Here is a 23,523-nt window from a genome sequence, read left to right on the forward strand (position 1 = left end):
GCGCATCGGACACACGGCCCGGGCGGGAGCATCCCGCCCGGGCCGTACGCTGATGGGTATGGGTGCGGGTGAGGGCGCGGGCGCGGGCGCCGGGAGAACCAAGCGGATGCCGCGGGCCGTCCGGGAGCGGCAGATGCTGGACGCCGCCGTGCGCACCTTCGGGCGGCGCGGGTACCGGGCCGCGTCGATGGACGAGATCGCCGAGCTGGCGGGCGTCTCCAAGCCGCTGGTGTACCTGTACCTCAACTCCAAGGAAGACCTCTTCACCGCCTGCGTCCGCCGCGAGGCGGGGGCGCTGACCGCGGCGGTGCGGGCCGGGGTGCGCCGCGAGCTGCCCGCCGACGGCCAGCTCTGGTCCGGACTGCGGGCGTTCTTCGACCACACCGCCCGCAACCCGGACGGCTGGGCGGTGCTGCACCTGCAGGCCCGCACGCACGGCGCCCCGTTCGCCGCCGAGGTCGCCGCGGCGCGGGCGGAGATCGTGGCGTTCGTGACGGAGCTGATCGCGGCGGCGGCCCGCGAGGCGCACCGCGACCCCGACCTGCCCGGACACGAGGTCGCGGGACTGGCCGAGGCGCTGGTCGGCGCCGCCGAGTCGCTCGCCGACTGGGCGGGCGCCACCGAGGGCGTCACCGCCAGGCAGGCGGCGGCGACCCTGATGAACTTCGCCTGGGCCGGGCTCGGCGACCTGATGGCGGACCGGCCGTGGACCGCGCCCGACGACGCCGGTGACGCCGACGGCGCCGGTGAGGACGGGAGCGAGCACGAGGGCGAGTACGAGGGGGCGCCGGCCGCTCAGGCCGGGTAGACGCTCCCCGTCAGATGGACCCGCCGGTCACCCGGCCCGCGCAGCTCGAACCGGCCGCCCTCCGCCCCGTACACCACCGTCCCCGGCAGCGGCACCGGTGCCCGGAACCGCGCCCGCACCCTGACCGCGTCCGGCGTGCCGTGCTCCGCCAGGCAGCGGGCGACGGTCCACATGCCGTGCGCGATGGCCCGCGGGAAGCCGAACAGGCGGGCGGCGAGCGGGTGCAGGTGGATCGGGTTGTGGTCGCCGGACGCGGCGGCGTAGCGGCGGCCGGTGTTCCCGGCCGGGTGCCAGGTGGCCCGGACGGGGAGCGGCGCGCGCTCCTCGCGGGGGGCTTCGGGGGCCGCCGCGTCCGTCCGGTGCCGGGCCAGGTACGTACTGGCCGACTCCCACACGACGTCGCCGCGGACCCGCACTTCGGTGACCACCGTCGCCTCGGTGCCCCGCCGGTGCGGTGCCAGCCCGGCGACGCGCACGGCGACCGCGTACTCCGCGTCGGCCGGCAGCGGTGCCCGCCGGGTGATGTCGATCGACGTGTGGACCAGGCCGAGCAGCGGCAGCGGGAAGTCCCGGGCGCTCATCAGCCGCATGGCCAGCGGGAACCCCATGACGTGCGGGTACGTCACCGGCAGGGTGACCTCCCCGGTGGGGAAGCCGCAGATCCGCTCGTACGCCGTCAGCCGGGTCAGGTCGGCGCGCAGCCGGGGCAGCAGCAGCCGGGCGCGCGGGAAGCCGGCGTCCGGGCGGGGGCGTTTGAAGGGGGAGAGCAGGGCGCCCCGGGCCAGCAGCGGGGGCAGGGCGGGGGCGGTCGGCAGGGTACTGGTCACCTCAGGCCCCCAGCAGGCTCTGGCCGCAGACCCGTACGACCTGGCCGTTGACCGCTGCCGAGGCCGGGTGCGCCAGCCAGGCGGTGGTCTCGGCGACGTCGACGGGCAGGCCGCCCTGGGCGAGGGAGTTCATGCGGCGGCCCGCCTCGCGGATGAACAGCGGGACCGCCGCCGTCATCCTCGTCTCGATGAAGCCCGGCGCGACCGCGTTCACCGTCACCCCGTGCTCGGCCCGCGCGCGGGGCGCGAGGGCGCGGACCAGGCCGACGATCCCGGCCTTGCTCGCCGCGTAGTTGGTCTGGCCGGCGTTCCCGGCGAGCCCCGCGATGGACGCCGTCGCCACGATCCGGCCGCCGGTCCGCAGCGCCCCGGCGGACAGCAGCGCGTCCGTGGTGCGCAGCACGCTCGCGAGGTTGACGTCGAGGACGGAACTCCAGCGGTCGGCGGACATGTTGGCCAGTCGCCGGTCCCGGGTGACGCCCGCGTTGTGGACGAGGACGTCCAGCCCGTCGGGGACCGCCGCCGCGATCCGCCCGCCCGCGTCGGCGGCCGTGACGTCGAGGGCGAGGGCGGTGCCGCCGAGCCGTTCGGCGACGCGCCGGGCGTCCGCCTCGGCCGCGGGGACGTCCAGTACGACGACGTGGGCGCCGTCCCGGGCGAGGGTCTCGGCGACCGCCTCGCCGATGCCGCGCGCGCCGCCGGTGACCAGGGCGGTGCGCCCGGCGAGCGGGCGGGCGGGATCGTCCGGCACGGGGACCGGGCCGTCGGCGGGGCCGACGGTGACGACCTGGCCGCTGACGTAGGCCGACTTGGGGGAGAGCAGGAAGCGGAGCGTGGACTCGGCGGCGCGGGCGTCGGTGAGCCGGATCAGGTTGACGGTCCTGCCCCGGCCGATCTCCTTGCCGAGCGAGCGGGTGAAGCCCTCCAGCGCCTGCTGGGCGGCGGCCCGGTGGTGGTCGCCGTCGTCGGGCGGGGAGCCGAGCACGAGGACGCGCCCGCCCGCCGCGACCGACCGCACGACCGGGTGCAGGGCCGCGTGCACCTCGGCGAGCGTCGCCACGTCCCGGACCCCGGTGGCGTCCAGGACGACGGCGGCGGTGGTGTCCGGGGTGGCGGTGGTGGGGTTCGGGGTGGCGGTGGTGGGGTTCGGGGGTGTGGTGGTGTCCGGGGTGGTGGTGGCCGGGTGGTCCGGGGGCGTGGTGGTGGCCGGGGCGGTGGCGGCGGGGTGGTCCGGGGGCGCGGTGCGCAGGAAGGTCAGGTCCAGGTCCGACTTCCCGGCCGTCAGCAGCAGGACCCCGCCCTCCAGCGCCGGGCGCTCCGGCGACCAGCGGCGCAGCGGCGCCGGCTGCGGCAGGCCGAGCCGCCGGGTCAGGAAACGGCCCGGCGCGGTGCCGGTGAAGCTCAGATAGCGGTCGGCCATGCGTGACTCCCAGCGTCCGGTCTGCTTACCCTGGAGTAAGGTTACCGGAGGTAAGCAGGTGTCGTCGCGTGGATGAGGAGCAGGGTCCGGATGAGTCCCCTTGAACCCCCGAAGGCCCGCCGGGTCGCGGTCGTCGGCGGTACGCGCATCCCGTTCGCCCGTTCGGACGGCCCGTACGCCACCGCCTCCAACCAGGAGATGCTGACCGCCGCCCTGGACGGACTGGCCGAGCGGTACGGGCTGCGGGGGCCCGGCGCGGTGGGCGAGTTCGTCGCCGGGGCGGTCCTCAAGCACAGCCGCGACTTCAACCTCGCCCGCGAGACGGTCCTCGGCTCGGTGCTCGACCCCCGTACCCCCGCCTACGACGTCCAGCAGGCGTGCGGCACCGGACTCCAGGCGGTCGTCGCCGCCGCCAACAAGATCGCCCTCGGGCAGACCGAGTCGGCGGTGGCGGGCGGCGCGGACACCGCGAGCGACGCGCCGCTGGGCGTCAACGACCGGCTCCGGCGCATCCTGCTGGAGGCCCGGCGGGCGAAGTCGACGGGCGCCCGGCTGAAGGCCCTCGCCCAGGTGCGCCCCGGACACCTCGTCCCGGACGTCCCGCGCAACGCCGAGCCGCGCACCGGCCTGTCGATGGGGGAGCACGCGGCGGTCACCGCACGGGCCTGGGGCATCACCCGCGAGGCCCAGGACGAACTGGCGGCCACCAGCCACCAGCGGCTGGCGGCGGCGTACGGACGGGGCTTCTTCGAGGACCTGGTGGTCCCGTTCCGGGGGCTGTCCCGCGACCAGAACCTGCGGCCGGACTCGACGCCGGAGAAACTGGCCGCGCTCAGGCCGGTGTTCGGCACGGACGGGCCCGCGCCGACCATGACGGCGGGCAACTCCACGCCCCTGACGGACGGCGCGGCGACCGTGCTGCTGGCGAGCGAGGAGTGGGCGGCCGAGCGCGGGCTGGCACCGCTGGCGTACCTGACCGCGTACGAGACGGCGGCCGTCGACTTCGCCGCCGGGGACGTGAGGGGCGGCGAGGACGGGCTGCTGATGGCCCCGGCGTACGCGGTGCCGCGGATGCTGGAGCGGACCGGGTACGGCATCGAGGACTTCGACCTGATCGAGATCCACGAGGCGTTCGCCTCCCAGGTGCTGGCCACGCTGGCGGCCTGGGAGAAGCGGGGCCTGGCCCCCGTGGACCGGGCCCGCCTCAACGTGGCGGGCTCCTCGCTCGCCACCGGTCACCCCTTCGCGGCGACCGGCGCCCGGATCGTGGCCACCCTGGCGAAACTGCTGGCCGAACGGGAGGGGCCGGGCCGGGGGCTGATCTCGGTGTGCGCGGCGGGCGGGCAGGGCGTGACGGCCGTCCTGGAACGCGCCTGAGCCGCCCCGCTCCGGGCGGCGCCGCTTGCCGGTGACTCCGCAGGCTGCACAACCCCGGCCCCGGACCGCCCCGGAACCCGCACCGACTCCCCACGCGGGCCCCGTAGGATCCCCGAGCCGACCGGCGAGGCCGCCACCTCGCCGGTCCACCGGGTCCCACCGGTCCCCGACCCTGTCGGGTCCCCGACCCTGTCGGGTCTCCGGTCCCTGTCGGGGCTCCGGTCCCTTCGGGTTTCCGGTCCCTGTCGGGTCTCCGACCCCCTCGGGTCCCCGGTCCCGCCGAGGAACGCCGGCACGCGTACGTCATGCAGCCGAGCGGAGCCGTCGCCGCCCGCCCCAGGAGCCGCCCGTGTCCACTCCGCTTCCCCCCTCCGCCGCGTCCGTCTCCCACGGCGCCGCCCCCGGACCCGTCCTCGCGGAGCCCGAGACACGGCGGCTGGACGGGGTCGTGCGGGAGGTGTACGTACCGCCGCTCGCCCCGCCGGTCCGGCACGGGTCGCTCGCCGACCTGCCGTTCGCCAACGCGGCCGCGGACCCCGGCGCGGTGGTGCTCGGCCGCCGGGCGGCAAACGGGCGGTGGGCCGACGTGACGGCCGCCGAGTTCGCCGCGCAGGTGCTGGCGCTGGCCAAGGGCCTGGTGGCCGAGGGCCTGGCGCCGGGCGACCGGATCGCCGTGATGTCGCGGACGACCTACGAGTGGACCCTCCTCGACTTCGCCGCCTGGGCCGCCGGGCTGGTGACCGTGCCGGTCTACCCGACCTCCTCCCTCTTCCAGATCCGCCGGATCCTGCAGGACTCCGGCGCGGTCGCCCTGGCCACCGAGACGACCGCCCAGGCCGCCGCCCTCGGTCCGGAACTCGAACGGCTGCCCGACCTCAAGCACCTGTGGGTCATCGAGAAGGACCATGTGGAGCGGCTCGCGGAGCTGGGCGCCCGGGTGCCCGACGCCGAGATCGGCGTCCGCCGCGGCATGCTCGGCCCCGGCACCGTCGCCACCCTCGTCTACACCTCCGGCACCACCGGCCGCCCCAAGGGCTGCGCGCTCACCCACGGCAACTTCTTCGCCGAGGTGGACAACGCCATCGAGCTGCTCCACCCGGTGTTCAAGGCGGAGGACGAGGAACCCTCGCTGCTCCTCTTCCTCCCCATGTCCCACGTCTTCGGCCGGATGGTCGCCGTCGCCTGCGTCCGGGCCCGGGTCCGCCTCGGCCACGCCCCCAGCCTGAAACCGGACGAGCTGCTGCCGGACCTGGCGGCGTTCCGGCCGACGTGCCTGCTGACCATCCCGTACATGCTGGAGAAGGTCTGCAACACCGCCCGCGCCCGGGCCGAGTCCGGCGGCCGGGCGACGCTCTTCGACCGGGCGGAGTCCGTGGCGGTGCGCTACGGCGAGGCGCTGGAGGCCCGCCGGGCCGGGACGGGCGGCGGCCCGGGACGCGTCCTGAGGACGGCCCGCGCCTTCTACGACCCGCTGGTGTACCGCAGGATCCGGGCGGCCATGGGCGGCCGGGTCCGGCACGCCATCTGCGGCGGCTCCCCGCTGGGCCGCCGCCTGGCCGCCTTCTACGCCGGGGCCGGCATCGAGATCTTCGAGGGGTACGGCCTGACCGAGACGACCGCGGCCGCCACGGTGACCCCGCCGCTCAAGCCGCGCCTGGGCACGGTGGGCCGGCCGCTGCCCGGCACCCGGCTGCGGATCGCCGCCGACGGCGAGATCCTCGTCTCCGGCGAGCAGGTCCTGCACGGCTACTGGGACCCGGCGGCCGGCGGTGTGGCGCCCGCCGCGCCGGACGGCTGGTTCGCCACCGGCGACCTCGGCGCCCTGGACGACGAGGGGTACCTGACCATCACCGGCCGCAAGAAGGAACTGCTGATCACGGCGGGCGGCTCCAGCGTGGCCCCGGCCCCGCTGGAGAACTGGCTGCGCTCCCACCCCCTGATCTCCCAGTGCCTGGTCCTGGGCGACCGCCGCCCCTACGTCAGCGCCCTGCTCACCCTCGACCCCGACGGCGTCACCCACTGGCGCCGCATGAACGGCAAGCACCCGGTGCCGCCGGAGCTGCTCGTCGACGACGAGGACCTGCGCGCCGTCCTCCAGCGGGCGGTCGACGAGGCGAACAAGCTGGTCTCCCGCCCCGAGTCCATCCGCCGCTTCGCCGTCCTGCCGCACGACTTCACGGAGTACGCGGGCCATCTGACCCCGTCGATGAAACTCCGCCGCGACGTGATCATGCGGGACTTCGCGGACGTGGTGGAGGGGCTGTACCGGACCGGCTGACGGAGGGGCCGGCCGACGGAGGGGCCGGTGGGTGGCGGGACCGGCTGACGGCGGGGCCGGTGGGTGGCGGGGAGGTCAGCGGCGGACGATCGGTGGCGGGGAGGTCAGCGACGGCGGTCAGCGGCCGAGCGAGCAGCGCAGGGCGGGCAGGGGCGGGGCGGCAGCGGCGGGCGGTCAGCGACAGGGTGGTCAGGGGGCGGGGGCCGGTTGGCGGGGCGGGCAGCGCGGGGCGGTCAGCGGCGGGCGATCAGGCAGGCCTGCGGGACCTTCGAGGAGGTCTCCTCCTCCTGGATGCGCACCGTTTGCGACAGCACGGTGAACCCGGCCCGTTCCAGCAGCTCCGCCACCGGCCCCGGCCGCCTGCGTTCGAAGTCCAGGGTCACCGGGTGGCCGAAGGGGCGGTCCAGGAGCAGGGGCTCGTCGCCGACCTGGAAGGCGAGCAGCAGGTGCCCGCCCGGGGCCAGCACCCGCCGCACCTCCGCGAAGAGGTCCGGCAGCCGCTCCCAGGGCGTGTGGATCGACGAGTACCAGGAGACGGCCCCCGCGAGGGCGCCGTCGGGCAGGTCCAGCTCCAGCATGGAGCCCTGTTCGAACCGCAGCCCCGGATGCTCGCGACGCGCGATCCGCAGCATGGCGGCGGAGAGGTCGAGGCCGAAGACGCGCAGACCGAGCGAGGCGAGGTGCGCGGTGACCCGCCCGGGTCCGCAGCCCAGGTCGGCCACCTCGCCCTCCGGTCCCACCAGCTCGGCGAAGGCGCCCATCAGCGCCCGGTCGAGGGGGGTGCCGGCGCCCGCGCCGCGGAAGCGGTCGGCGTAGTCCTCGGCGATGGCGTCGTAGAAGGCGCGGGTGGCCTCGGTCGTGGTCATGGCCAAGGAGAGTAGGCACCCCACCGACAGCGCCGGTGGTTTTTGGCCGGGAAAGGCAGGAGCCCCACGCCACAGGGCGCGGGGCTCCTTGGGTACTGCACTCGATCCGGATCGGGAGATCAGATCAACTGATCAGATCAGACCGGGGTGACGTTCTCAGCCTGCGGACCCTTGGGGCCCTGCGTGACGTCGAAGGACACCTGCTGGTTCTCCTCCAGGGACCGGAATCCCTGAGCGTTGATCGCGGAGTAGTGGACGAAGACGTCGGGGCCGCCGCCTTCCTGGGCGATGAAACCAAAGCCCTTTTCGGCGTTGAACCACTTCACGGTTCCGGTAGCCATAAGCCCTCCTTGGGCCCAAAGGGTTGCCCTGCTCCAGAACCAGCAAGTGTGAAGATTTAATTCTGCACAACTGCATACGTCTGAGAACGACGAGAGCCCGCGGTCACATGCTCCGCAGGCTCTGTACTGCAAGGGAAACCAAACTGCAACTTGCGGCGAGCCTAGCATGCGGGCACCCGAAAGCAACAGAGCTCAAGATCACTTCACTCGAAGGTTTGAACCCTCGTGGCGTCCGGCTGACGCCCGGGAGCCTCGGGCCGCCCGGGGGCCGCCGCCCGCCGGTCCTCCGGCGCGGGCTAGCCTCGCGAGGTGGACAATTCTCGCACCCGGCCGCGTGTCGGCCACATCCAGTTCCTGAACTGCCTGCCCCTCTACTGGGGGCTCGCGAGAACGGGCACGCTCCTCGACTTCGAGCTGACGAAGGACACCCCGGAGAAGCTCAGTGAGCAGCTGGTGCGGGGAGACCTCGACGTCGGGCCGGTCACCCTGGTCGAGTTCCTCAAGCACGCCGACCGACTGGTCGCCTTCCCGGACATCGCCGTCGGCTGCGACGGCCCGGTGATGAGCTGCGTGATCGTCTCGCAGAAGCCCCTGGAACGGCTGGACGGGGCGCGGGTCGCCCTCGGGTCGACCTCCCGCACCTCCGTCCGCCTCGCCCAGCTGCTGCTGGCCGAGCGCTTCGGCGTGCGGCCCGACTACTACACCTGCCCGCCCGACCTGAGCCTGATGATGCGGGAGGCCGACGCGGCCGTCCTGATCGGTGACGCCGCGCTGCGCGCCAACATGCTCGACGGTCCCCGCTTCGGCCTGGAGGTGTACGACCTGGGCGCGCTGTGGAAGGAGTGGACGGGCCTGCCGTTCGTCTTCGCGGTCTGGGCGGCCCGCAAGGATTACGCCGAACGCGAGCCGGAGATCACCCGCAAGGTGCACGCGGCGTTCCTCGCCTCCCGCAACCTCTCCCTGGAGGAGGTCGGCAAGGTCGCCGAACAGGCCGCCCGCTGGGAGGACTTCGACGAGGCGACCCTCGCGCAGTACTTCACCACGCTCGACTTCCGCTTCGGACGGCCGCAGCTCGCGGCGGTCGCCGAGTTCGCCCGCCGGGTCGGGCCGACGACCGGGTTCCCGGCGGATGTGCGGGTGGAGCTGCTCCGGCCCTGACCAGGCCACTACCCTGCTCGCAGACCGCGCACCGGGGGAGGAGTGGACGCCATGCGCCCGCTGGGGACCGACGGGCCCACCGCCGTGGGGTCCCGCGGGCTGCCCGCCCGGCCGGGCCCCGGCGCCCCCGACCGGAGGCCGCCGGCGTGGTGCCCGGTGCGGCGGCCGGCACGGCCGGGGAACGGATCCGCGGCATGAGCGTCGAACTGCTGGTCGTCGTCGTGGCCGGGCTGTGGGGCGGGGCGGCGGGCGCGCTGCTGCCCCGCGCGGCCTACCGCTTCTCCGTCCCTCCCGGCGAGGCCTGGCGGCGGACCTGCCCGGCCGGACACCCGGTCGAGGGCTGGCTCGGCCGGGCCCGCTGCCCCCGGGACGGCGGGGCGTACGGTCCCGGCGCCGCCGTCCCCGCCGCCGTCACCGCGCCGGCCTGCGCCCTTCTCGCCGCCGCCACCGGCACCCGGCCCGAGCTGGCCGTCTGGCTGCTGCTCGCACCGGTCGCGGTGCTGCTGACCGTCGTCGACGTCCGGGTACGGCGCCTGCCCGACCCGCTGACCCTGCCGCTGGCGGGCGGCGCCCTCGCCCTGCTGGGCCTGGTCTCCCTGGTGCCGGAGCACGCCGGGTCGTGGACCACCGCCCTGCTCGGCACCCTCGCGCTCGGCGCCGGTTACTACGCGCTGTTCCTGATCAACCCCTCCGGCATGGCCTTCGGCGACGTGAAACTCGCCCTCGGGGCGGGCGCGGTACTCGGCTGGTACGGCTGGGCGACGGTGCTGCTGGGCGCCTTCGCCGGATTCCTGCTCGGCTCGCTGTACGGCATCGGCCTCGTCGTCGCCCGGCGGGCCGCGCGCGACACGCAGATCGCGTTCGGGCCGTTCCTGATCGGCGGGGTGTTCCTCGGTCTGCTGGTGGGGGCCTTCACGGCCTGAACCGCGTGGGGGTGCGGGGGCTTTCACGGCTTGGACCGCGTGGGGGTGCGGGGGTCGTCACGGCTTGGACCGTGCGTGGGTCGTCATGGTCTGGACCGTGCGTGGGTGCGGGGGTCGTGACGGTCTGGACCGCGTGGGGGTACGGGGGTCGTCACGGCCTGACGTCGGCCGGGAAGGACCGCTGGCGTACGCTGGTTCGGTCCGTCCACACGGGACGATCTGTCCACAACCCTTGACGAAAGGGACGCCCGGTGACCGAGAAGGCCGACCTCCAGACCGTCCTCGACCGCGCCGCCGCCGGTGGTCGGATCACCCCGGAAGAAGCCCTCGTCCTCTACCGCGACGCCCCCCTGCACGCGCTGGGCTCCGCCGCCGACGCGATCCGTCGGCGGAAGTACGCCGGGACCGAGCACATCGCGACGTACATCATCGAGCGGAACATCAACTACACCAACGTGTGCGTCACGGCGTGCAAGTTCTGCGCCTTCTACGCGGCCCCCAAGGACACGAAGAAGGGCTGGAGCCGCGACCTCGACGACATCCTGCGCCGCTGCGCGGAGACCGTCGAACTGGGCGGCACCCAGATCATGTTCCAGGGCGGGCACCACCCGGACTACGGCGTCGAGTACTACGAGCACCACTTCTCCGCGATCAAGAAGGAGTTCCCGCAGCTCGTCATCCACAGCCTGGGGGCGAGCGAGGTCGAGCACATGGCGCGGATCTCCAAGGTGAGCGCCGAGGAGGCGATCCGGCGCATCCACGCGGCCGGGCTGGACTCCTTCGCCGGGGCCGGCGCCGAACTGCTTCCGGAACGTCCGCGCAAGGCCATCGCGCCGCTGAAGGAGTCCGGCGAGCGCTGGCTGGAGATCATGGAGATCGCGCACAACCTGGGCGTGGAGTCCACCAGCACGATGCTCATGGGCACCGGCGAGACCAACGCCGAGCGCATCGAGCACCTGCGGATGATCCGCGACGTGCAGGACCGCACCGGCGGCTTCCGCGCCTTCATCCCGTACACCTACCAGCCCGAGAACAACCACCTGAAGGGCCGGACGCAGGCCACCCTCTTCGAGTACCTGCGGATGATCGCCATCGCGCGGATCTTCCTCGACAACGTCGCCCACATCCAGGGCTCCTGGCTGACCACCGGCAAGGAGGTCGGCCAGCTCTCCCTGCACTACGGCGCCGACGACCTCGGCTCGGTGATGCTGGAGGAGAACGTGGTGTCGTCGGCCGGCGCCAAGCACCGTTCCAACCGGCTGGAGCTGATCGACCTGATCAGGAAGGCCGGGCGGGTCCCCGCGCAGCGGGCGACGACGTACGAGCACCTGGTGGTGCACGACGACCCGGCGAACGACCCGGTCGACGACCGCGTCGTCTCGCACATCTCGTCCACCGCGATCGAGGGTGGCACCGCCCACCCCGAGCTGAAGCTGATCGCGGCCGACTGAGCCGGCCGTGCTGACCGTTCACGCCGCCGAAGAGGTCCGTACCGACTGGGACGCGCCGCCGCTGGCCGACGGCGCGGTCGCCGTCGAGGGCGGGCGGATCGTCGCGGTGGGACCCGCCGGTGAGATCGAGGCGAGGTTCCCGGGCGCGCGGGTGCGGCGCTGGCCGGGGATCCTCGGGCCGGGGTTGGTGCACGAGGGGCCGCTGCCCGGCGCACCGAGCCCGCGCGAACGCGTGCACGCCGTGCTGAAGTCGGGGGCGGTGGCCGTGCTGGCGGAGCACGTCGACGCCGGGCTGCGGGCCGCCGCGGGGCGTAACGACGTGGCGGTGCTGCCGGCCGCGCGCCGGACGGTGCTGGCCGCCGGCGGACGGGCCGACCTCGCCGTGTTCGCCGCCGACGGCGCCTGCCTGGCCACCGTGTGCGCGGGGCGGCTGGTGCACCGGCGGCGGTGAGTCCGCGGGGGTCGGGTACGGGCGGTGGTGAGTCCGCGGGGGTCGGGTACGGGCGGTGGTGGGTTCGCGGGGGTCGGGTACGGGCGGTGGTGGGTTCGCGGGGATCGGGGACCGGCGGCGGTGAGTCCGCGGGGTCCGGTGGGGCTCAGCCCGCGAACGCCTCCCCGAAGGCCCCCGCCTCCTGGTCGACCCCGCTGCAGTCCGTCGCCGCGTCGTCGGAGTCCGTGTCGTCGTCGCACTGCTGGTCGCGGAAGGTCGACCACATCGACACCCAGGCGATCTCCTTCTCCTCGGCGAACGTCCGCACCTCGGCCGCGTCGTCCAGCGTGAACGTCTCCCCGTCGACGTCGTTGACGCCGATCATCGAGGTCAGCGCCATGCCCCGCCAGGCGTTCGCGTCGGAGAGGCCGAAGATCTCCTTCAGCTGGGTGTGCGCGGCCTTGGCGGAGGTGAGGGCGTAGTCGCCCATGTCGCCGTCGTAGGACTCGCCGTAGTTCATGGTCATCAGGTTGACCGTGGAGACCTGCACGGCGTAGTCGTTGGCGGACTCCAGCAGCGCGACGCTGTCGTCGTCCAGCCCCGAGGGCATCACGGGCAGGGTGAAGGAGACGTTCAGGTCCGTGCGCTCCTCCTGGAGCAGCGCGATCGCCTCCGAACGCAGGTCGACGGAGTCGGAGTCGGTCAGCTCGTCGCCCTCGATGTCGAAGTCGGCGAGGGTGGCGCCCCCGGCCGCGTCCAGCGCCTCGCCGTACGCCTGGGCCAGTTCCTCCGCGCTGTCGCAGGTCGCCGCCAGTTCGTCGCCGGAGGCGCCGCCGAAGGAGACCCGGACGGAGGAGCCGTCCGCGGTGAGGTCCGAGATGCGGGAGGCGACCGACGAGTCGTCGATGGCGTGGCTGCCGTTCCACTCGGGGGTGCAGCCGCTGCCGGAGGAGATCACGAACGCCAGGTTGTACGTGGCGGGGGAGCCCGCCGAGTCCAGTTCGGAGGCGGTGGTGGCGCTGACGTACGGGGCGTAGCCGGTGGACGACGTGGTGCCGGACGACGCCGACGGCGTGCTGGAGGACGGGGCCTCGGGCGCGGCGTCTGTCGAGTCGTCACTTCCCGTGGAACAACCCGCAGTTGCCAAGGCGAACAGACAGATCAGCCCTGCCGCGGCTTTTCGTGGACTCCTCATCGCGTACGCTCCCGCTCTCAAGATGTATGTCCCAGGACGGAAACAAAACGTGTCTCCGAACCGGAAAGGTGCCACACGCGGCTGTGCTCCTCCTGGCAAAGATCCGCGTTTTCCTGCGGTTTCTCAGCGGAATGACAGGTCTGGCCGGTTCTCACAGACGCCTCACAAGGAAGTCAGAGTTTTGATCACATGAAGTGCTCCTAATATCTGAGGAATGCATTCCGAGCCTGCCATCGAAAGCCGCGCCGCTGCGCGCGGTCGCCGCCGCAAACGCGGTAACGGGTCCGTCGCACCGGTTGACGGCCCTGTGTTCGTTGACAACTCCGGACGTCGGGCCAAGCTGCTGCGCCGGCTCGGCATCCTCGTCGGTGTCGTCTGCTGCGGGTACGCGACCGTACTGGTCCTGGCCTTCCTGGGCATCGGCACGTCGATCAACCCGTCCTCGCTGCTGCCCTTCGGGGGCGGCGGCAACGGTGCCGCCCCCGGCGGCGTGCAACCGCAGGGCGGTGTCGCCCCGGCCGGGCTGCCCAGCGGGGCGCCCAGCGGCGTTCCGTCCGGCGCCCCCAGCGGCGCCCCGCCCACCGGAGCCGTGACCGGCTCCGCTTCCGCCACCGCTTCCGCCCCGGCCGCCTCGGCGACCGCCGACTGACCGGAATCGCAGCCAACCCCATGACCACGACACCCCCTTCCCGCGGCCGCCGCCGCGCACCGAGCCGGATGGAACGCGCCGCCGGCCGGGCCGCCGCGTTGCAGAAGCCGCGGGTCATCCTCGCCCTGCTGCTCCTGCTGGCGCTGACCTGCGTCATGCTGCTGGACGGCTATCTGCGCGCCGAGGTCGGCGGCGACCAGCGCGTCCGTACCGGCGCCAGCTCCAGCGACGTCCCCGACGAGGTGCTCGAGGGCGGGCCGATCCTGTCCTTCCGCGGCGGACAGGCCACCACCGTCTCCGTGCCGGACAAGACGATCGCGCTGACCTTCGACGACGGGCCGAACCCGACGTGGACGCCCCAGGTCCTGGAGATCCTGGAGGAGTACGACGTCCCGGGCACGTTCTTCCTGGTCGGGTCGATGGTCTCGCGCTACCCCGACATCGTCGACGACCTGGTCGACCAGGGCAACGAGGTGGGCATCCACACCTTCACCCACGTCGACCTCTCCTACCAGAGCGACGCCCGCATCACCCGGGAGATAGAGCAGACCCAGCTGGCGCTGGCGGGCGCGGCCGGGATCACCACGACGCTGTTCCGGGCGCCGTACTCCTCGGAGATGGACGCCATCGACAACTACAGCTGGCCGGTCTACGAGAAGCTCGGCGAGGACGGCTACACCAGCGTCTTCATCGACACCGACAGCGACGACTGGAAGAAGCCCGGCGTCTCGAAGATCATCAAGTGGGCCACGCCGGAGGACGGCGAGGGCGCCTCCGTGCTCTTCCACGACGCGGGCGGGGAGCGCTCGCAGACGATCAAGGCGCTGCCGAAGTACATCGAGAAGATGAAGGCGAAGGGCTACACCTTCACCACCATCAGCGGTGTCATGGCGGAGCAGGGCGCGGGCGCGCCGGCCGCGGCGGCGGCCGGAGCCGGGCAGGGCGCGGTGCCGGGCACCGAGGCCGCGCAGGGCGGTGCCGCGGCCCCCGCCGGCACCGACGGCGGAACGCAGCTCCAGGCCGCCCACCGCGAGGCCACCGGCGCGACCCTCTACGAGGGCAAGGCGCTCGTCGTGGCCGTCCGCGTCGCCGAGTGGACGGTCCCGGCGCTCTCGGTCGGGCTCATGGTGGTGGGCGTCGCCGTCATGGGCCGGTTCGGGATGATGCTGATCCTCGCCCGCCGGCACTACAGACAGCGCAACAAACGCCGGTTCAGCTGGGGCCCGACCGTCACCCGCCCGGTGAGCGTGATCGTCCCGGCGTACAACGAGAAGGAGTGCATCGCCAACACCCTGAAGTCGCTGGCGCAGAGCACCCACCCGATCGAGATCATCATCGTGGACGACGGCTCCTCGGACGGCACCTCCGAGATCGCCCGCGAGGCCGCCGACGCGCTCGGCATGACCAACGTCCGCGTCATCCGCCAGGAGAACGCGGGCAAGCCGGCCGCCCTCAACAACGGCGTCCGCAACGCCAGCCACGACATCGTCGTGATGATGGACGGCGACACCGTCTTCGAGGCGGAGACCGTGCGCCACCTCGTCCAGCCGTTCGCCGACCCCGAGGTCGGCGCGGTCGCGGGCAACGCCAAGGTCGGCAACCGCAACACCATCATCGGGGCCTGGCAGCACATCGAGTACGTGATGGGCTTCAACCTCGACCGGCGCATGTACGACCTGCTGCGCTGCATGCCGACCATCCCCGGCGCGATCGGCGCGTTCCGCCGCGAGGCGGTCCTGGAGGTCGGCGGCATGAGCGAGGACACCCTCGCCGAGGACACCGACATCACCATCGCCATGCACCGCGCGGGCTGGCGGGTCGTCTACCAGGAGCACGCCCGCGCCTGGACCGAGGCGCCGGGTTCGCTCAAGCAGCTGTGGTCGCAGCGCTACCGCTGGTCCTACGGCACGATGCAGGCGCTGTGGAAGCACCGCAAGTCCCTGACCGACAAGGGGCCCTCGGGCCGCTTCGGCCGGGTCGGCATGCCGCTGGTGGTGATCTTCCAGATCATCACGCCGGTCTTCGCACCGCTGATCGACGTCTTCACCGCGTACTCGATGATCTTCATCGACTTCAAGGCCGCGCTGCTGGCGTGGCTGGCGGTCCTGGGGGTGCAGCTGTTCTGCGCGGCGTACGCCTTCCGCCTGGACAAGGAGAAGTACCGGTACCTGCTGATGATGCCGCTCCAGCAGCTCGCCTACCGGCAGATGATGTACCTGGTCCTGATCCACTCCTGCATCACCGCCCTCACCGGCGGCCGGCTGCGCTGGCAGAAGCTGAAGCGGACGGGTGAGGTCGGCACGCCGGCGGGGGCCGGCGGATGAGCTGGGACCAGCACGGGCCCGGGCAGCGCCCCGGGCCCGGCCAGGGGCGGGGGCAGGACCAGTACGGGCAGGGTCAGTACGGCCAGGGGCAGTACGGGTACGGGTACGGGTACGGCGACCAAGGGCAGGCGTACGGGGCGCCCCAGCAGTACGGTCCGCCCCAGCAGTACGGGGCTCCGCAGCCGTACGTCCCGCCGCAGCCGCAGCCGCAGCCGCAGCCGCAGCCGCAGCAGTACGGCGATTACGGCCCGTACGGCGAGCACGGCGTGCACGGGCGGGAAGAGGCGCCGTCGGTCACGTCGACGGCGCAGCTGCCCCAGGTGGAGCCGGAACCGGAGCCGGGAACGGACCCGAAAGCTCCACCGGAACCGGCTTCGGAACCGGAACCGGAACCGGCTTCGGCGCCCGCGGCCCGGTCCGGTGGCCGGGACCGGTACTTCGACACCCTGCGCGCGGTCGCCCTCGTCCGCGTCGTGACGTACCACACCTTCGGCTGGGCCTGGGCCGGGCTGGTCTTCCCGTCCATGGGGATCATGTTCGGCCTGGCCGGCACCCTGATGGCGAAGTCGCTGGAGCGCCCGGCCCTGAAGGTGATCCGCAGCCGGGTGCGCCGGCTGCTGCCGCCGTTCTGGTTCTGGGGCGTCTTCGTCGTCGCCGCGATGCTGATCCACGGCTGGATGCCGGGCTGGCAGATCGTCTACTGGATCGTGCCGCTCGGCGACCCGCCGGGCAACGCCTGGGGCGAACAGGCCTGGGAGATCCTCTGGTACCTGCGCACCTACCTGTGGTTCGTCCTCCTCTCCCCCCTGCTGCTGAGGGTGTTCCGGCTGGCGCCGGTCCCCGTGCTGCTGGGGTCCCTCGCCCCGATCGTGGTGTTCCAGTTCGTCTGGCAGCCGCCGGACAACCGGTTCGGCACCGGGCTGCTGGACCTGGCGACGTACCTCTTCTGCTGGGTCCTCGGCTTCGCGCACCGCGACGGGGTGCTGGCCCGGCTGAAACCGGCCGCGGTCGTGGCCCTGTCGCTGGCCGCGCTCGCCTACGGCGGCTGGTACGCCTTCGCCCACCAGGCCGAGTACGGCACTTACGACCTGGACGACATCCCGCTCGCCCAGGCGTTCTGGTCGGCCGGTTTCGTGACGCTGCTGATGTACTCCAAGGCGCGGCTGGACGTCGACTTCGCGGGCCTCGCCCGCTTCCGGCGGCTGGACCGGCTGGTCACCGTCTTCAACGCGCGTGCCGTCACGATCTACCTCTGGCACGAACTGGCGCTGATCCTGGCGGTGCCGCTGATCGACCAGTTCTGGAAGGTGCCCGCGTTCGAGACGTATCTGCCGCTGGAGAGCCAGTGGTTCATGTTCGGCGTGGGGTGGGTGCTGATCGCGTCGTTCGTGCTGGTCTGCGGCTGGGTGGAGGACGTGGCGGGGCGCAAGAGGCCGCGGCTCCTGCCGTGAGCGCGTCCCGCGCGGCCTGTAAGAATGGGCGGGTGACCCGCGCCTCCCTGAACAAGCAGCCGCACGAAGTCGCCTCGATGTTCGACCACGTGGCGGCCCGGTACGACCTCACCAACGACGTGCTGTCGCTCGGCCAGGACCGGGTGTGGCGCAAGGAGGTCGCCCGGGCCGTCGACGCCCGTCCCGCGCAGAAGGTCCTCGACCTGGCCGCGGGGACGGCGACCTCCTCGCTGCCCTTCGCCCGCACCGGCGCGTACGTCGTCCCCTGCGACTTCTCGCTCGGCATGCTCCAGGTCGGCAAGGAGCGCCACGCGTGGCTGCCGTTCACCGCGGGAGACGCGACCCGGCTGCCGTTCGCGGACGGCGTCTTCGACGCGGTCACCATCTCCTTCGGGCTGCGCAACGTCCAGGACACCGACGCGGCGCTGCGCGAGCTGTACCGGGTGACGAAGCCCGGCGGCCGGGTCGTCATCTGCGAGTTCTCGCACCCGACCTGGGCGCCCTTCCGCACCGTCTACACCGAGTACCTGATGCGCGCCCTGCCGCCGGTCGCCCGCGCGGTCTCCTCCAACCCGGACGCGTACGTCTACCTCGCCGAGTCCATCCGCGACTGGCCCGACCAGCCCGCCCTGGCCGAGCGGCTGCGGAAGGCCGGCTGGTCCAGGGTGGCCTGGCGGAACCTGACCGGCGGCATCGTGGCCCTGCACCGGGGCTTCAAGGCGGACTGACCGCACGGCTCCGGCAGCACCGACCGCACGGCTCCGGCAGCACCGACCGCGCGGACGTGGGCCGGAGACCGACGGTGCGGCTCCGGGCCGAAAACCGACGGTGCGGCTCTGGGCCGAAGACCGACGGTGCGGCTCCGGCAGCACCGACCGCGCGGACGTGGGCCGGAGGCCGACCGTGTGGCTCCGGGCCGGAGGCCGACCGTGCGACTCCGGGCCGAAGACCGATGGTGTGGCTCCGGGCGGAGGCCGTCGGGCGGCGCGGGCCGGAGACCGGTCCGGTCGTGCGGGCGCGGGCGAAGGGCCGACCGCTGCCCTCAAGGCGCGTCGAGGACCACGTACGGTACCGCGCCCGCCGCGCCCGCCGTACCCGGTGTGGCCTCCGCGCCCGGCGTGGTCGGCTCGGCCAGGGCACGGCGCAGTCCGCCGCCGGGCGGTGCGGGCGTCCGGGGCTCGCGCACCCCGGCACCCCCGCCGCCCTCACCCGCGCCGAAGTCGAACCACACGGTGACCGCGGCCCCGCGCGGCACCTCGGCCCCAGGCGGCGGGTACTGCCGTACGACGTACTCCACGACCACGCGGTGCAGGTCGGGCCGGTCGGGGGCGACCAGCAGCACCCCGCGCGCCTCGGCCGCGCGGCGCGCGTCCACGGCCATCAGGCCGACCAGACGCGGCACGCGTACCTCGGGCGTTTCGGATGTATCGGGTGTCTCGGGTGCGTTGCGCACGGAACCTCACCCCCAGCGGTACGGGCAGGGTAACCCCCGCCGCACACCTGCCGGAAGCTTTTTGTAGCGATACGTAGTCGGAAGTCGCCCCTACGATTACGGAACGTCACAACTCCAGGCGGTAGCAGTGCCCCTGACGCTGCGACCGAGGCGTGGTGAACACCTCCGCCAGCCGCATCCCCAGCCGCCGCGTCACCGCGATGGAACGCTCGTTGTCCGCGTCGACCATCGCGACCACCCCCGGCAGACCCGCCGCGCGCAGCCGCCGCACCGTCTCCCGGGCCGCCGCCGTCACGTACCCCTTGCCCCAGTGCGGCCGGGCGAGCCGCCAGCCGATCTCGATCTCACCCTTGGGTCCCCAGTCCCACGGCCACGGCTGGGCACCGGTGAAGCCGATGATCTCGTCCCGCTCGTCGAGGACGGTCCACAGGCAGAAGCCGTGTTCCGCGTCGTGCCGGCGCTGGCGGGCGGTGAGTTCCTCGTACACGGACAGCTCCGCCGGCCGGCCGCCGTGGAACTCCATGACCTCCGGGTCGTCGAAGACCCGGTGCCAGGCGACGGCGTCCTCGTCGGTGGGAACGCGCAACCGTACAGCGGGGAGAGCTCGGTTCACGGGGCAGCCCTTCAGCCGGGTGATCGGTGACGCTGAATAGACTGCCCATGTCCGGTGCCCGTCGGCACGCAGAATTCCGAACCCGTGGGAGACCCCGCCGTGACCGAGCCCCTCTCCGACAACACCGCCGATGTGATCGTCGTGGGCGCGGGGCCAGCCGGCTCCACCACCGCGTACCACCTGGCCAAGGCCGGACTCGATGTCCTCCTGCTGGAGAAGACCGCGTTCCCCCGCGAGAAGGTGTGCGGCGACGGGCTCACCCCCCGTGCGGTCAAGCAGCTGGTGGCGATGGGCATCGACATCTCCGAGGAGGCCGGCTGGCTGCGCAACAAGGGCCTGCGGATCATCGGCGGCGGCACCCGCCTCCAGCTCGACTGGCCCGACCTCGCCTCCTTCCCCGACTACGGTCTGGTCCGCAAACGCGACGACTTCGACGAACAGCTCGCCCGGCAGGCCCAGAAGGCCGGCGCCCGGCTGTACGAGCGCTGCAACGTGGGCGCCCCGGTCGTGGACGACCGCACCGGCCGCATCACCGGCGTCCACGCCAAGCTCGGCGAGGAGAAGCGGGAGGTCACCTTCCACGCCCCGCTGGTGGTGGCCGCCGACGGCAACTCCACCCGGCTGTCGCTGGCGATGGGTCTGCACCGCCGCGAGGACCGCCCGATGGGCGTCGCGGTCCGCACCTACTTCACCTCCCCCCGGCACGACGACGACTATCTGGAGTCCTGGCTCGAACTGTGGGACCGCCGCGGCCCCCAGGACCGCCTCCTCCCCGGCTACGGCTGGATCTTCGGCATGGGCGACGGCACCTCCAACGTCGGTCTCGGCGTCCTCAACACCTCCTCCTCCTTCAAGGACCTGGACTGGCGCGAGGTCCTCAAGGCCTGGTGCGCCTCCATGCCCGAGGACTGGGGCTACACCCCGGACAACATGACCGGCCCGATCCGCGGCGCCGCCCTCCCGATGGCCTTCAACCGCCAGCCCCACTACACCCGCGGCCTGCTGCTCGTCGGCGACGCCGGCGGCCTGGTGAACCCCTTCAACGGCGAGGGCATCGCCTACGCCATGGAGTCCGGCCAGATCGCCGCCGACGTCATCGTCCAGGCGCACGCGCGGGCCACGCCGTCCCAGCGCGAGACCGCCCTCCAGCGCTACCCGCGCGTCCTGAAGGACACCTACGGCGGCTACTACAACCTCGGTCGCGCCTTCGTGAAGCTCATCGGCAACCCGAAGGTCATGCAGATCGCCGCCCAGCGCGGTCTGACCCACCCCGTGCTGATGAGGTTCACCCTGAAGATGCTCGCCAACCTGACGGACCCGACCGGCGGGGACGCGATGGACCGCATCATCAACGGACTGACCAAGGTGGCCCCGAAGGCGTGAGCCTCCCGGCCGCGGCGCACCGGGCCACCCGCTGACCCGGCCCGGTCGTCCATTGCCCCCGCCCTGATCGTCCATTGCCCCCGCCCTGGTCGTCCATTGCCCCCGGCCCGGTCACCCGCTGCCCCCGCCCCGGTCACCCGTGAACCGCGCGGCCCTGGCGGCCCGGCGTGCGAACACATCCTCGCGCCGGTCCGCCGACTGCCGCAGCGCCGCCTTCCGTTCCCGCGCGAAGAGCCGGTCCAGGTACACCCGCCCCTCCAGGTGGCCGGTCCCGTGGGCGAGGCACCGGGCGAAGCAACCGCCGCCCTCGACGAGCAGCGGTGCGCCCTCCTCGTCGAACCCCCGCACCACCGCCCGGTCCGGGCACCACCGCCCGGTCCGGGCGCGGCACGTCCATGACGGCGCCCGGCACCGACAGGCATCCCTCGCCCACCTCGGCGACCCGCCGCACGCTGCCGCGCCGGGCCTCGGGCGCGAACGGCGGGTAATCGGCGACGGACCGCCCCGGTACGAACACACTCGGCATGGTCTCTCTCCTTCGGCTGGTGCGACGACTGGCGACAGACCGAGCATGGCAGGAGAGGCCGAAGGGCCGCTGCCCCTGTGGACAACGGCCCTTCGACTGTGCAGAGCTGTGGACAACTCGGATCAGAGCACGCGCACCGCACCGCTCGGCGGGTCGTAGGAGAGCGGCTTCTCGACGACGCCGGTGGACGAGTTCTGGGCGCCGACGAACATGCCGTCGCCGACGTAGATGCCCACGTGGTAGGCGCTGCCGGCGCCGCCCCAGTAGAGGATGTCGCCCGGCTGGAGGCTGTCCAGCGAGACCTGGGTGCCGGCCACGGACTGGTCCTGGGAGACGCGGGGCAGGCTGACGCCCACCTGCTTGTAGGCGGCCTGCACCAGGCCGGAGCAGTCGTAGGCGGACGGTCCGGTGGCGCCTGAGACGTAGGCCGCGCCCACCTGGGCCCGCACGAAGGAGACGACCGCGGCGGCGGAACCGGTGGCCGTGGACGTGCCGGTGCTCGCGGAGGAGCCGCCGGTGTCGCCGGTGCCGGTGCCGGTGCCGGTGTCGGCCGAGACGGTCAGGGTGGCGCGCTCGGCGTCGCGGGCGGCGCGCTCGGCTGCTTCCCTGCGGGCCTCCTGCGCGGCCTTCTTCTTGGCCGCGGCCTTCGCCTTGGCCACCTTGAGGTCGGCCTTGGCCTCCTTGGCGGCCTTGGCCGCCGCGGCGTCACGCTCGGCCTGCAGCTCGTAGTTCGCGGCGGCCTGCTGGGTGGCGTCCGCGGACTGCGCGACCTGAGCGGCCATCTCGGCCGTCAGGGTGGGCAGCTCCAGGGTCTGCGTCACCGGCTCGGCCGCGCTCGCCGAACCCGATGCTCCGGCCACTGCCAGCGTGCTGAGGACGCCACCGGCGACTCCGGCCCGCATCGCGACGGTCGTCGACGCGCTGCGGCGGGGCTTCCGGTGGCTGCGTATGTGAGCGGTGTGGGACATGGGTACAACCGGTATCAGGAGCTCCTCCATACCTACAAGAAACGTGTGCTGCGCCACAGTTGTTCAACCGGTGCCGCGAAAGCCCGGCGGGTCGCCCTTTCCTGACGCCGTAACGGACATAGCGGACGGCCGCGACAAGCCTGTGATCACGGTCTTTGATCGTTACGCCCGAATTGCTCCCCGCCTACCACTGGTTGAGGCGGATGGCCAAGCCCGCTTCTCAGGCGTCTCTCATGAATGTGGCGGAGGTCACGGAACGGTCACCCGGGTGCGCGCGTCCGCTCGTGAACGCGCGCACGCGTTCACTCCGGACCCCGCCTCCGGCTCCGGGGTGTGAACGCGGGTCCACTATCAAGTGATCCGGTCCAGCGCCAATTTGCATGCGCGGGAACCTTCTTGATATTGAGAGGCCCCCGCTGAGCAGTGGCGACGAGGGGAAATGTCACCTCTGGTGACCGGTCGGATGCTTCCTGTGTGAAGATCACCGCTCATCCGACTTCATGATCCTTCGTCAGGTGGTGGAGATCACAAAGCTCGTGCGATACCCCGTGTCGCAGATCACAGAGCCACAGGCATAAGATGCGGAGCAGTTGGGCTTGTGACCTGCTTCACATGTTCGCGATCTTCGCCGGGACCAGCGGGGCTCGTGAGGTTGCTGAGGCGGCTGCGGGCCCAGGCGAAACCGCCAGCAGTCAGTGCCGACTGAGAGGAGCGAGGAGCGGTGAACGCGTATGCGCCCATCCTCGTACTGGGAGCCCTCGGGGCAGGCTTTGCGATCTTTTCCGTGGTCATGGCCACGTTGATCGGTCCGAAGCGGTACAACCGGGCCAAGCTCGAGGCCTACGAGTGCGGAATCGAGCCGACCCCCACGCCGGCCGGCGGCGGGCGCTTCCCCATCAAGTACTACCTGACGGCGATGCTCTTCATCGTCTTCGACATCGAGATCGTCTTCCTCTACCCCTGGGCCGTCACCTTCGACGCCCTGGGGATTTTCGGGCTCGTGGAGATGCTGCTCTTCGTGCTCACCGTCTTCGTCGCGTACGCGTACGTATGGCGGCGCGGCGGCCTGGAATGGGACTGAG

21 protein-coding genes and 1 pseudogene are annotated in these 23,523 nt (G+C 72.8%); 13 read left to right on the forward strand and 9 right to left on the reverse strand.

Going from position 1 to position 23,523, the window contains the following annotated elements:
• Positions 1-58: 58 nt before the first annotated feature.
• Complete coding sequence (locus tag ACY1JF_RS00410) at positions 59-808, forward strand: TetR/AcrR family transcriptional regulator (protein WP_462702928.1); 750 nt, start codon at positions 59-61, stop codon at positions 806-808.
• On the opposite strand, the gene ACY1JF_RS00415 is transcribed toward ACY1JF_RS00410, so the two are convergent.
• The gene (locus ACY1JF_RS00415) at positions 796-1,635 is read right to left on the reverse strand and encodes a MaoC/PaaZ C-terminal domain-containing protein (RefSeq protein WP_462702929.1); all 840 of its coding nucleotides are present in this window, start codon (positions 1,633-1,635) and stop codon (positions 796-798) included. The genes ACY1JF_RS00410 and ACY1JF_RS00415 overlap by 13 nt on opposite strands.
• 1 nt (position 1,636) lies before the next feature.
• Complete coding sequence (locus tag ACY1JF_RS00420; protein WP_462702930.1) at positions 1,637-3,055, reverse strand: 3-oxoacyl-ACP reductase; 1,419 nt, start codon at positions 3,053-3,055, stop codon at positions 1,637-1,639.
• 90 nt (positions 3,056-3,145) lie between these two features.
• Between ACY1JF_RS00420 and ACY1JF_RS00425 the strand changes: the two genes are divergently transcribed.
• Positions 3,146-4,432 carry an acetyl-CoA C-acetyltransferase gene (locus ACY1JF_RS00425; RefSeq protein WP_462702931.1) on the forward strand — a complete coding sequence of 429 codons (1,287 nt, stop codon included), beginning with the start codon at positions 3,146-3,148 and terminating at the stop codon, positions 4,430-4,432.
• Positions 4,433-4,781: 349 nt separating this feature from the next.
• Positions 4,782-6,710 carry an AMP-dependent synthetase/ligase gene (locus ACY1JF_RS00430; protein ID WP_462702932.1) on the forward strand — a complete coding sequence of 643 codons (1,929 nt, stop codon included), beginning with the start codon at positions 4,782-4,784 and terminating at the stop codon, positions 6,708-6,710.
• A 233-nt stretch (positions 6,711-6,943) separates the two neighbouring features.
• Here the strand turns inward: ACY1JF_RS00430 and ACY1JF_RS00435 are convergent, their stop codons facing one another.
• A complete protein-coding gene (locus ACY1JF_RS00435) occupies positions 6,944-7,576 on the reverse strand; it encodes a class I SAM-dependent DNA methyltransferase (RefSeq protein ID WP_462702933.1) in 633 nt (210 codons plus the stop codon).
• A gap of 137 nt (positions 7,577-7,713) precedes the next feature.
• Positions 7,714-7,917: a cold-shock protein gene (locus tag ACY1JF_RS00440; RefSeq protein ID WP_003974443.1), complete on the reverse strand. Its 204-nt coding sequence runs from the start codon at positions 7,915-7,917 to the stop codon at positions 7,714-7,716.
• A gap of 309 nt (positions 7,918-8,226) precedes the next feature.
• Here ACY1JF_RS00440 and ACY1JF_RS00445 point away from each other — a divergent pair, with 309 nt between their 5' ends.
• The 4 genes from ACY1JF_RS00445 (at position 8,227) to ACY1JF_RS00460 (ending at position 11,900) form a co-directional block, all read left to right on the forward strand.
• Positions 8,227-9,075, forward strand: coding sequence for a menaquinone biosynthetic enzyme MqnA/MqnD family protein (locus tag ACY1JF_RS00445; RefSeq protein ID WP_462702934.1), 849 nt, complete (start codon positions 8,227-8,229; stop codon positions 9,073-9,075).
• 194 nt (positions 9,076-9,269) lie between these two features.
• Positions 9,270-9,998: a prepilin peptidase gene (locus ACY1JF_RS00450; protein WP_462702935.1), complete on the forward strand. Its 729-nt coding sequence runs from the start codon at positions 9,270-9,272 to the stop codon at positions 9,996-9,998.
• Between the two features lie 251 nt (positions 9,999-10,249).
• Positions 10,250-11,449: a cyclic dehypoxanthinyl futalosine synthase gene (gene mqnC, locus ACY1JF_RS00455; protein ID WP_462702936.1), complete on the forward strand. Its 1,200-nt coding sequence runs from the start codon at positions 10,250-10,252 to the stop codon at positions 11,447-11,449.
• A 7-nt stretch (positions 11,450-11,456) separates the two neighbouring features.
• On the forward strand, positions 11,457-11,900 hold the full coding sequence (locus tag ACY1JF_RS00460) for an imidazolonepropionase-like domain-containing protein (protein ID WP_462702937.1): 444 nt from the start codon (positions 11,457-11,459) through the stop codon (positions 11,898-11,900).
• Positions 11,901-12,045: 145 nt separating this feature from the next.
• Here the strand turns inward: ACY1JF_RS00460 and ACY1JF_RS00465 are convergent, their stop codons facing one another.
• Complete coding sequence (locus ACY1JF_RS00465; RefSeq protein ID WP_462702938.1) at positions 12,046-13,074, reverse strand: chitinase; 1,029 nt, start codon at positions 13,072-13,074, stop codon at positions 12,046-12,048.
• A 307-nt stretch (positions 13,075-13,381) separates the two neighbouring features.
• Here ACY1JF_RS00465 and ACY1JF_RS00470 point away from each other — a divergent pair, with 307 nt between their 5' ends.
• The 4 genes from ACY1JF_RS00470 to ACY1JF_RS00485 are packed head-to-tail and all read left to right on the forward strand — an operon-like array spanning position 13,382 to position 18,226.
• Positions 13,382-13,723 carry a hypothetical protein gene (locus ACY1JF_RS00470; protein WP_462702939.1) on the forward strand — a complete coding sequence of 114 codons (342 nt, stop codon included), beginning with the start codon at positions 13,382-13,384 and terminating at the stop codon, positions 13,721-13,723.
• Between the two features lie 20 nt (positions 13,724-13,743).
• Complete coding sequence (locus ACY1JF_RS00475) at positions 13,744-16,047, forward strand: bifunctional polysaccharide deacetylase/glycosyltransferase family 2 protein (protein ID WP_462702940.1); 2,304 nt, start codon at positions 13,744-13,746, stop codon at positions 16,045-16,047.
• Entirely contained in the window at positions 16,044-17,498 is a 1,455-nt protein-coding gene (locus ACY1JF_RS00480; protein WP_462702941.1) for an acyltransferase family protein, read from the forward strand. Before ACY1JF_RS00475 ends, ACY1JF_RS00480 begins: the two co-directional genes overlap by 4 nt.
• 32 nt (positions 17,499-17,530) lie before the next feature.
• The gene (locus tag ACY1JF_RS00485; RefSeq protein ID WP_462702942.1) at positions 17,531-18,226 is read left to right on the forward strand and encodes a demethylmenaquinone methyltransferase; all 696 of its coding nucleotides are present in this window, start codon (positions 17,531-17,533) and stop codon (positions 18,224-18,226) included.
• Between the two features lie 314 nt (positions 18,227-18,540).
• Here the strand turns inward: ACY1JF_RS00485 and ACY1JF_RS00490 are convergent, their stop codons facing one another.
• Positions 18,541-18,879 (reverse strand): PASTA domain-containing protein, encoded by a 339-nt coding sequence (locus tag ACY1JF_RS00490; protein ID WP_462703176.1) that lies wholly within the window; start codon positions 18,877-18,879, stop codon positions 18,541-18,543.
• Positions 18,880-19,057: 178 nt separating this feature from the next.
• A complete protein-coding gene (locus ACY1JF_RS00495; RefSeq protein WP_462702943.1) occupies positions 19,058-19,564 on the reverse strand; it encodes a GNAT family N-acetyltransferase in 507 nt (168 codons plus the stop codon).
• Between the two features lie 99 nt (positions 19,565-19,663).
• Here ACY1JF_RS00495 and ACY1JF_RS00500 point away from each other — a divergent pair, with 99 nt between their 5' ends.
• On the forward strand, positions 19,664-20,947 hold the full coding sequence (locus ACY1JF_RS00500; protein ID WP_462702944.1) for a geranylgeranyl reductase family protein: 1,284 nt from the start codon (positions 19,664-19,666) through the stop codon (positions 20,945-20,947).
• Between the two features lie 111 nt (positions 20,948-21,058).
• Here ACY1JF_RS00500 and ACY1JF_RS00505 read toward each other — a convergent pair.
• Positions 21,059-21,473 (reverse strand): annotated as a pseudogene (locus ACY1JF_RS00505) (peptide deformylase).
• A gap of 122 nt (positions 21,474-21,595) precedes the next feature.
• Positions 21,596-22,441 (reverse strand): C40 family peptidase, encoded by an 846-nt coding sequence (locus ACY1JF_RS00510; RefSeq protein WP_462702945.1) that lies wholly within the window; start codon positions 22,439-22,441, stop codon positions 21,596-21,598.
• A gap of 721 nt (positions 22,442-23,162) precedes the next feature.
• Here ACY1JF_RS00510 and ACY1JF_RS00515 point away from each other — a divergent pair.
• Positions 23,163-23,522 carry an NADH-quinone oxidoreductase subunit A gene (locus ACY1JF_RS00515; protein WP_003992243.1) on the forward strand — a complete coding sequence of 120 codons (360 nt, stop codon included), beginning with the start codon at positions 23,163-23,165 and terminating at the stop codon, positions 23,520-23,522.
• Position 23,523 lies beyond the last annotated feature (1 nt).

The organism is Streptomyces sp. SYSU D01066-1, assembly GCF_054956795.1.

What these genes read in the sequence shown, in the direction of transcription:
- ACY1JF_RS00475 (WP_462702940.1), top strand. Translation starts at nt 13,744, where the DNA reads ATGACCACGACACCCCCTTCCCGCGGCCGCCGCCGCGCACCGAGCCGG.
- ACY1JF_RS00465 (WP_462702938.1), bottom strand. Translation starts at nt 13,074, where the DNA reads ATGAGGAGTCCACGAAAAGCCGCGGCAGGGCTGATCTGTCTGTTCGCC.
- ACY1JF_RS00410 (WP_462702928.1), top strand. Translation starts at nt 59, where the DNA reads ATGGGTGCGGGTGAGGGCGCGGGCGCGGGCGCCGGGAGAACCAAGCGG.
- ACY1JF_RS00450 (WP_462702935.1), top strand. Translation starts at nt 9,270, where the DNA reads ATGAGCGTCGAACTGCTGGTCGTCGTCGTGGCCGGGCTGTGGGGCGGG.
- ACY1JF_RS00425 (WP_462702931.1), top strand. Translation starts at nt 3,146, where the DNA reads ATGAGTCCCCTTGAACCCCCGAAGGCCCGCCGGGTCGCGGTCGTCGGC.
- ACY1JF_RS00490 (WP_462703176.1), bottom strand. Translation starts at nt 18,879, where the DNA reads ATGGCCGTGGACGCGCGCCGCGCGGCCGAGGCGCGCGGGGTGCTGCTG.
- ACY1JF_RS00440 (WP_003974443.1), bottom strand. Translation starts at nt 7,917, where the DNA reads ATGGCTACCGGAACCGTGAAGTGGTTCAACGCCGAAAAGGGCTTTGGT.
- ACY1JF_RS00420 (WP_462702930.1), bottom strand. Translation starts at nt 3,055, where the DNA reads ATGGCCGACCGCTATCTGAGCTTCACCGGCACCGCGCCGGGCCGTTTC.
- ACY1JF_RS00510 (WP_462702945.1), bottom strand. Translation starts at nt 22,441, where the DNA reads ATGTCCCACACCGCTCACATACGCAGCCACCGGAAGCCCCGCCGCAGC.
- ACY1JF_RS00435 (WP_462702933.1), bottom strand. Translation starts at nt 7,576, where the DNA reads ATGACCACGACCGAGGCCACCCGCGCCTTCTACGACGCCATCGCCGAG.
- ACY1JF_RS00480 (WP_462702941.1), top strand. Translation starts at nt 16,044, where the DNA reads ATGAGCTGGGACCAGCACGGGCCCGGGCAGCGCCCCGGGCCCGGCCAG.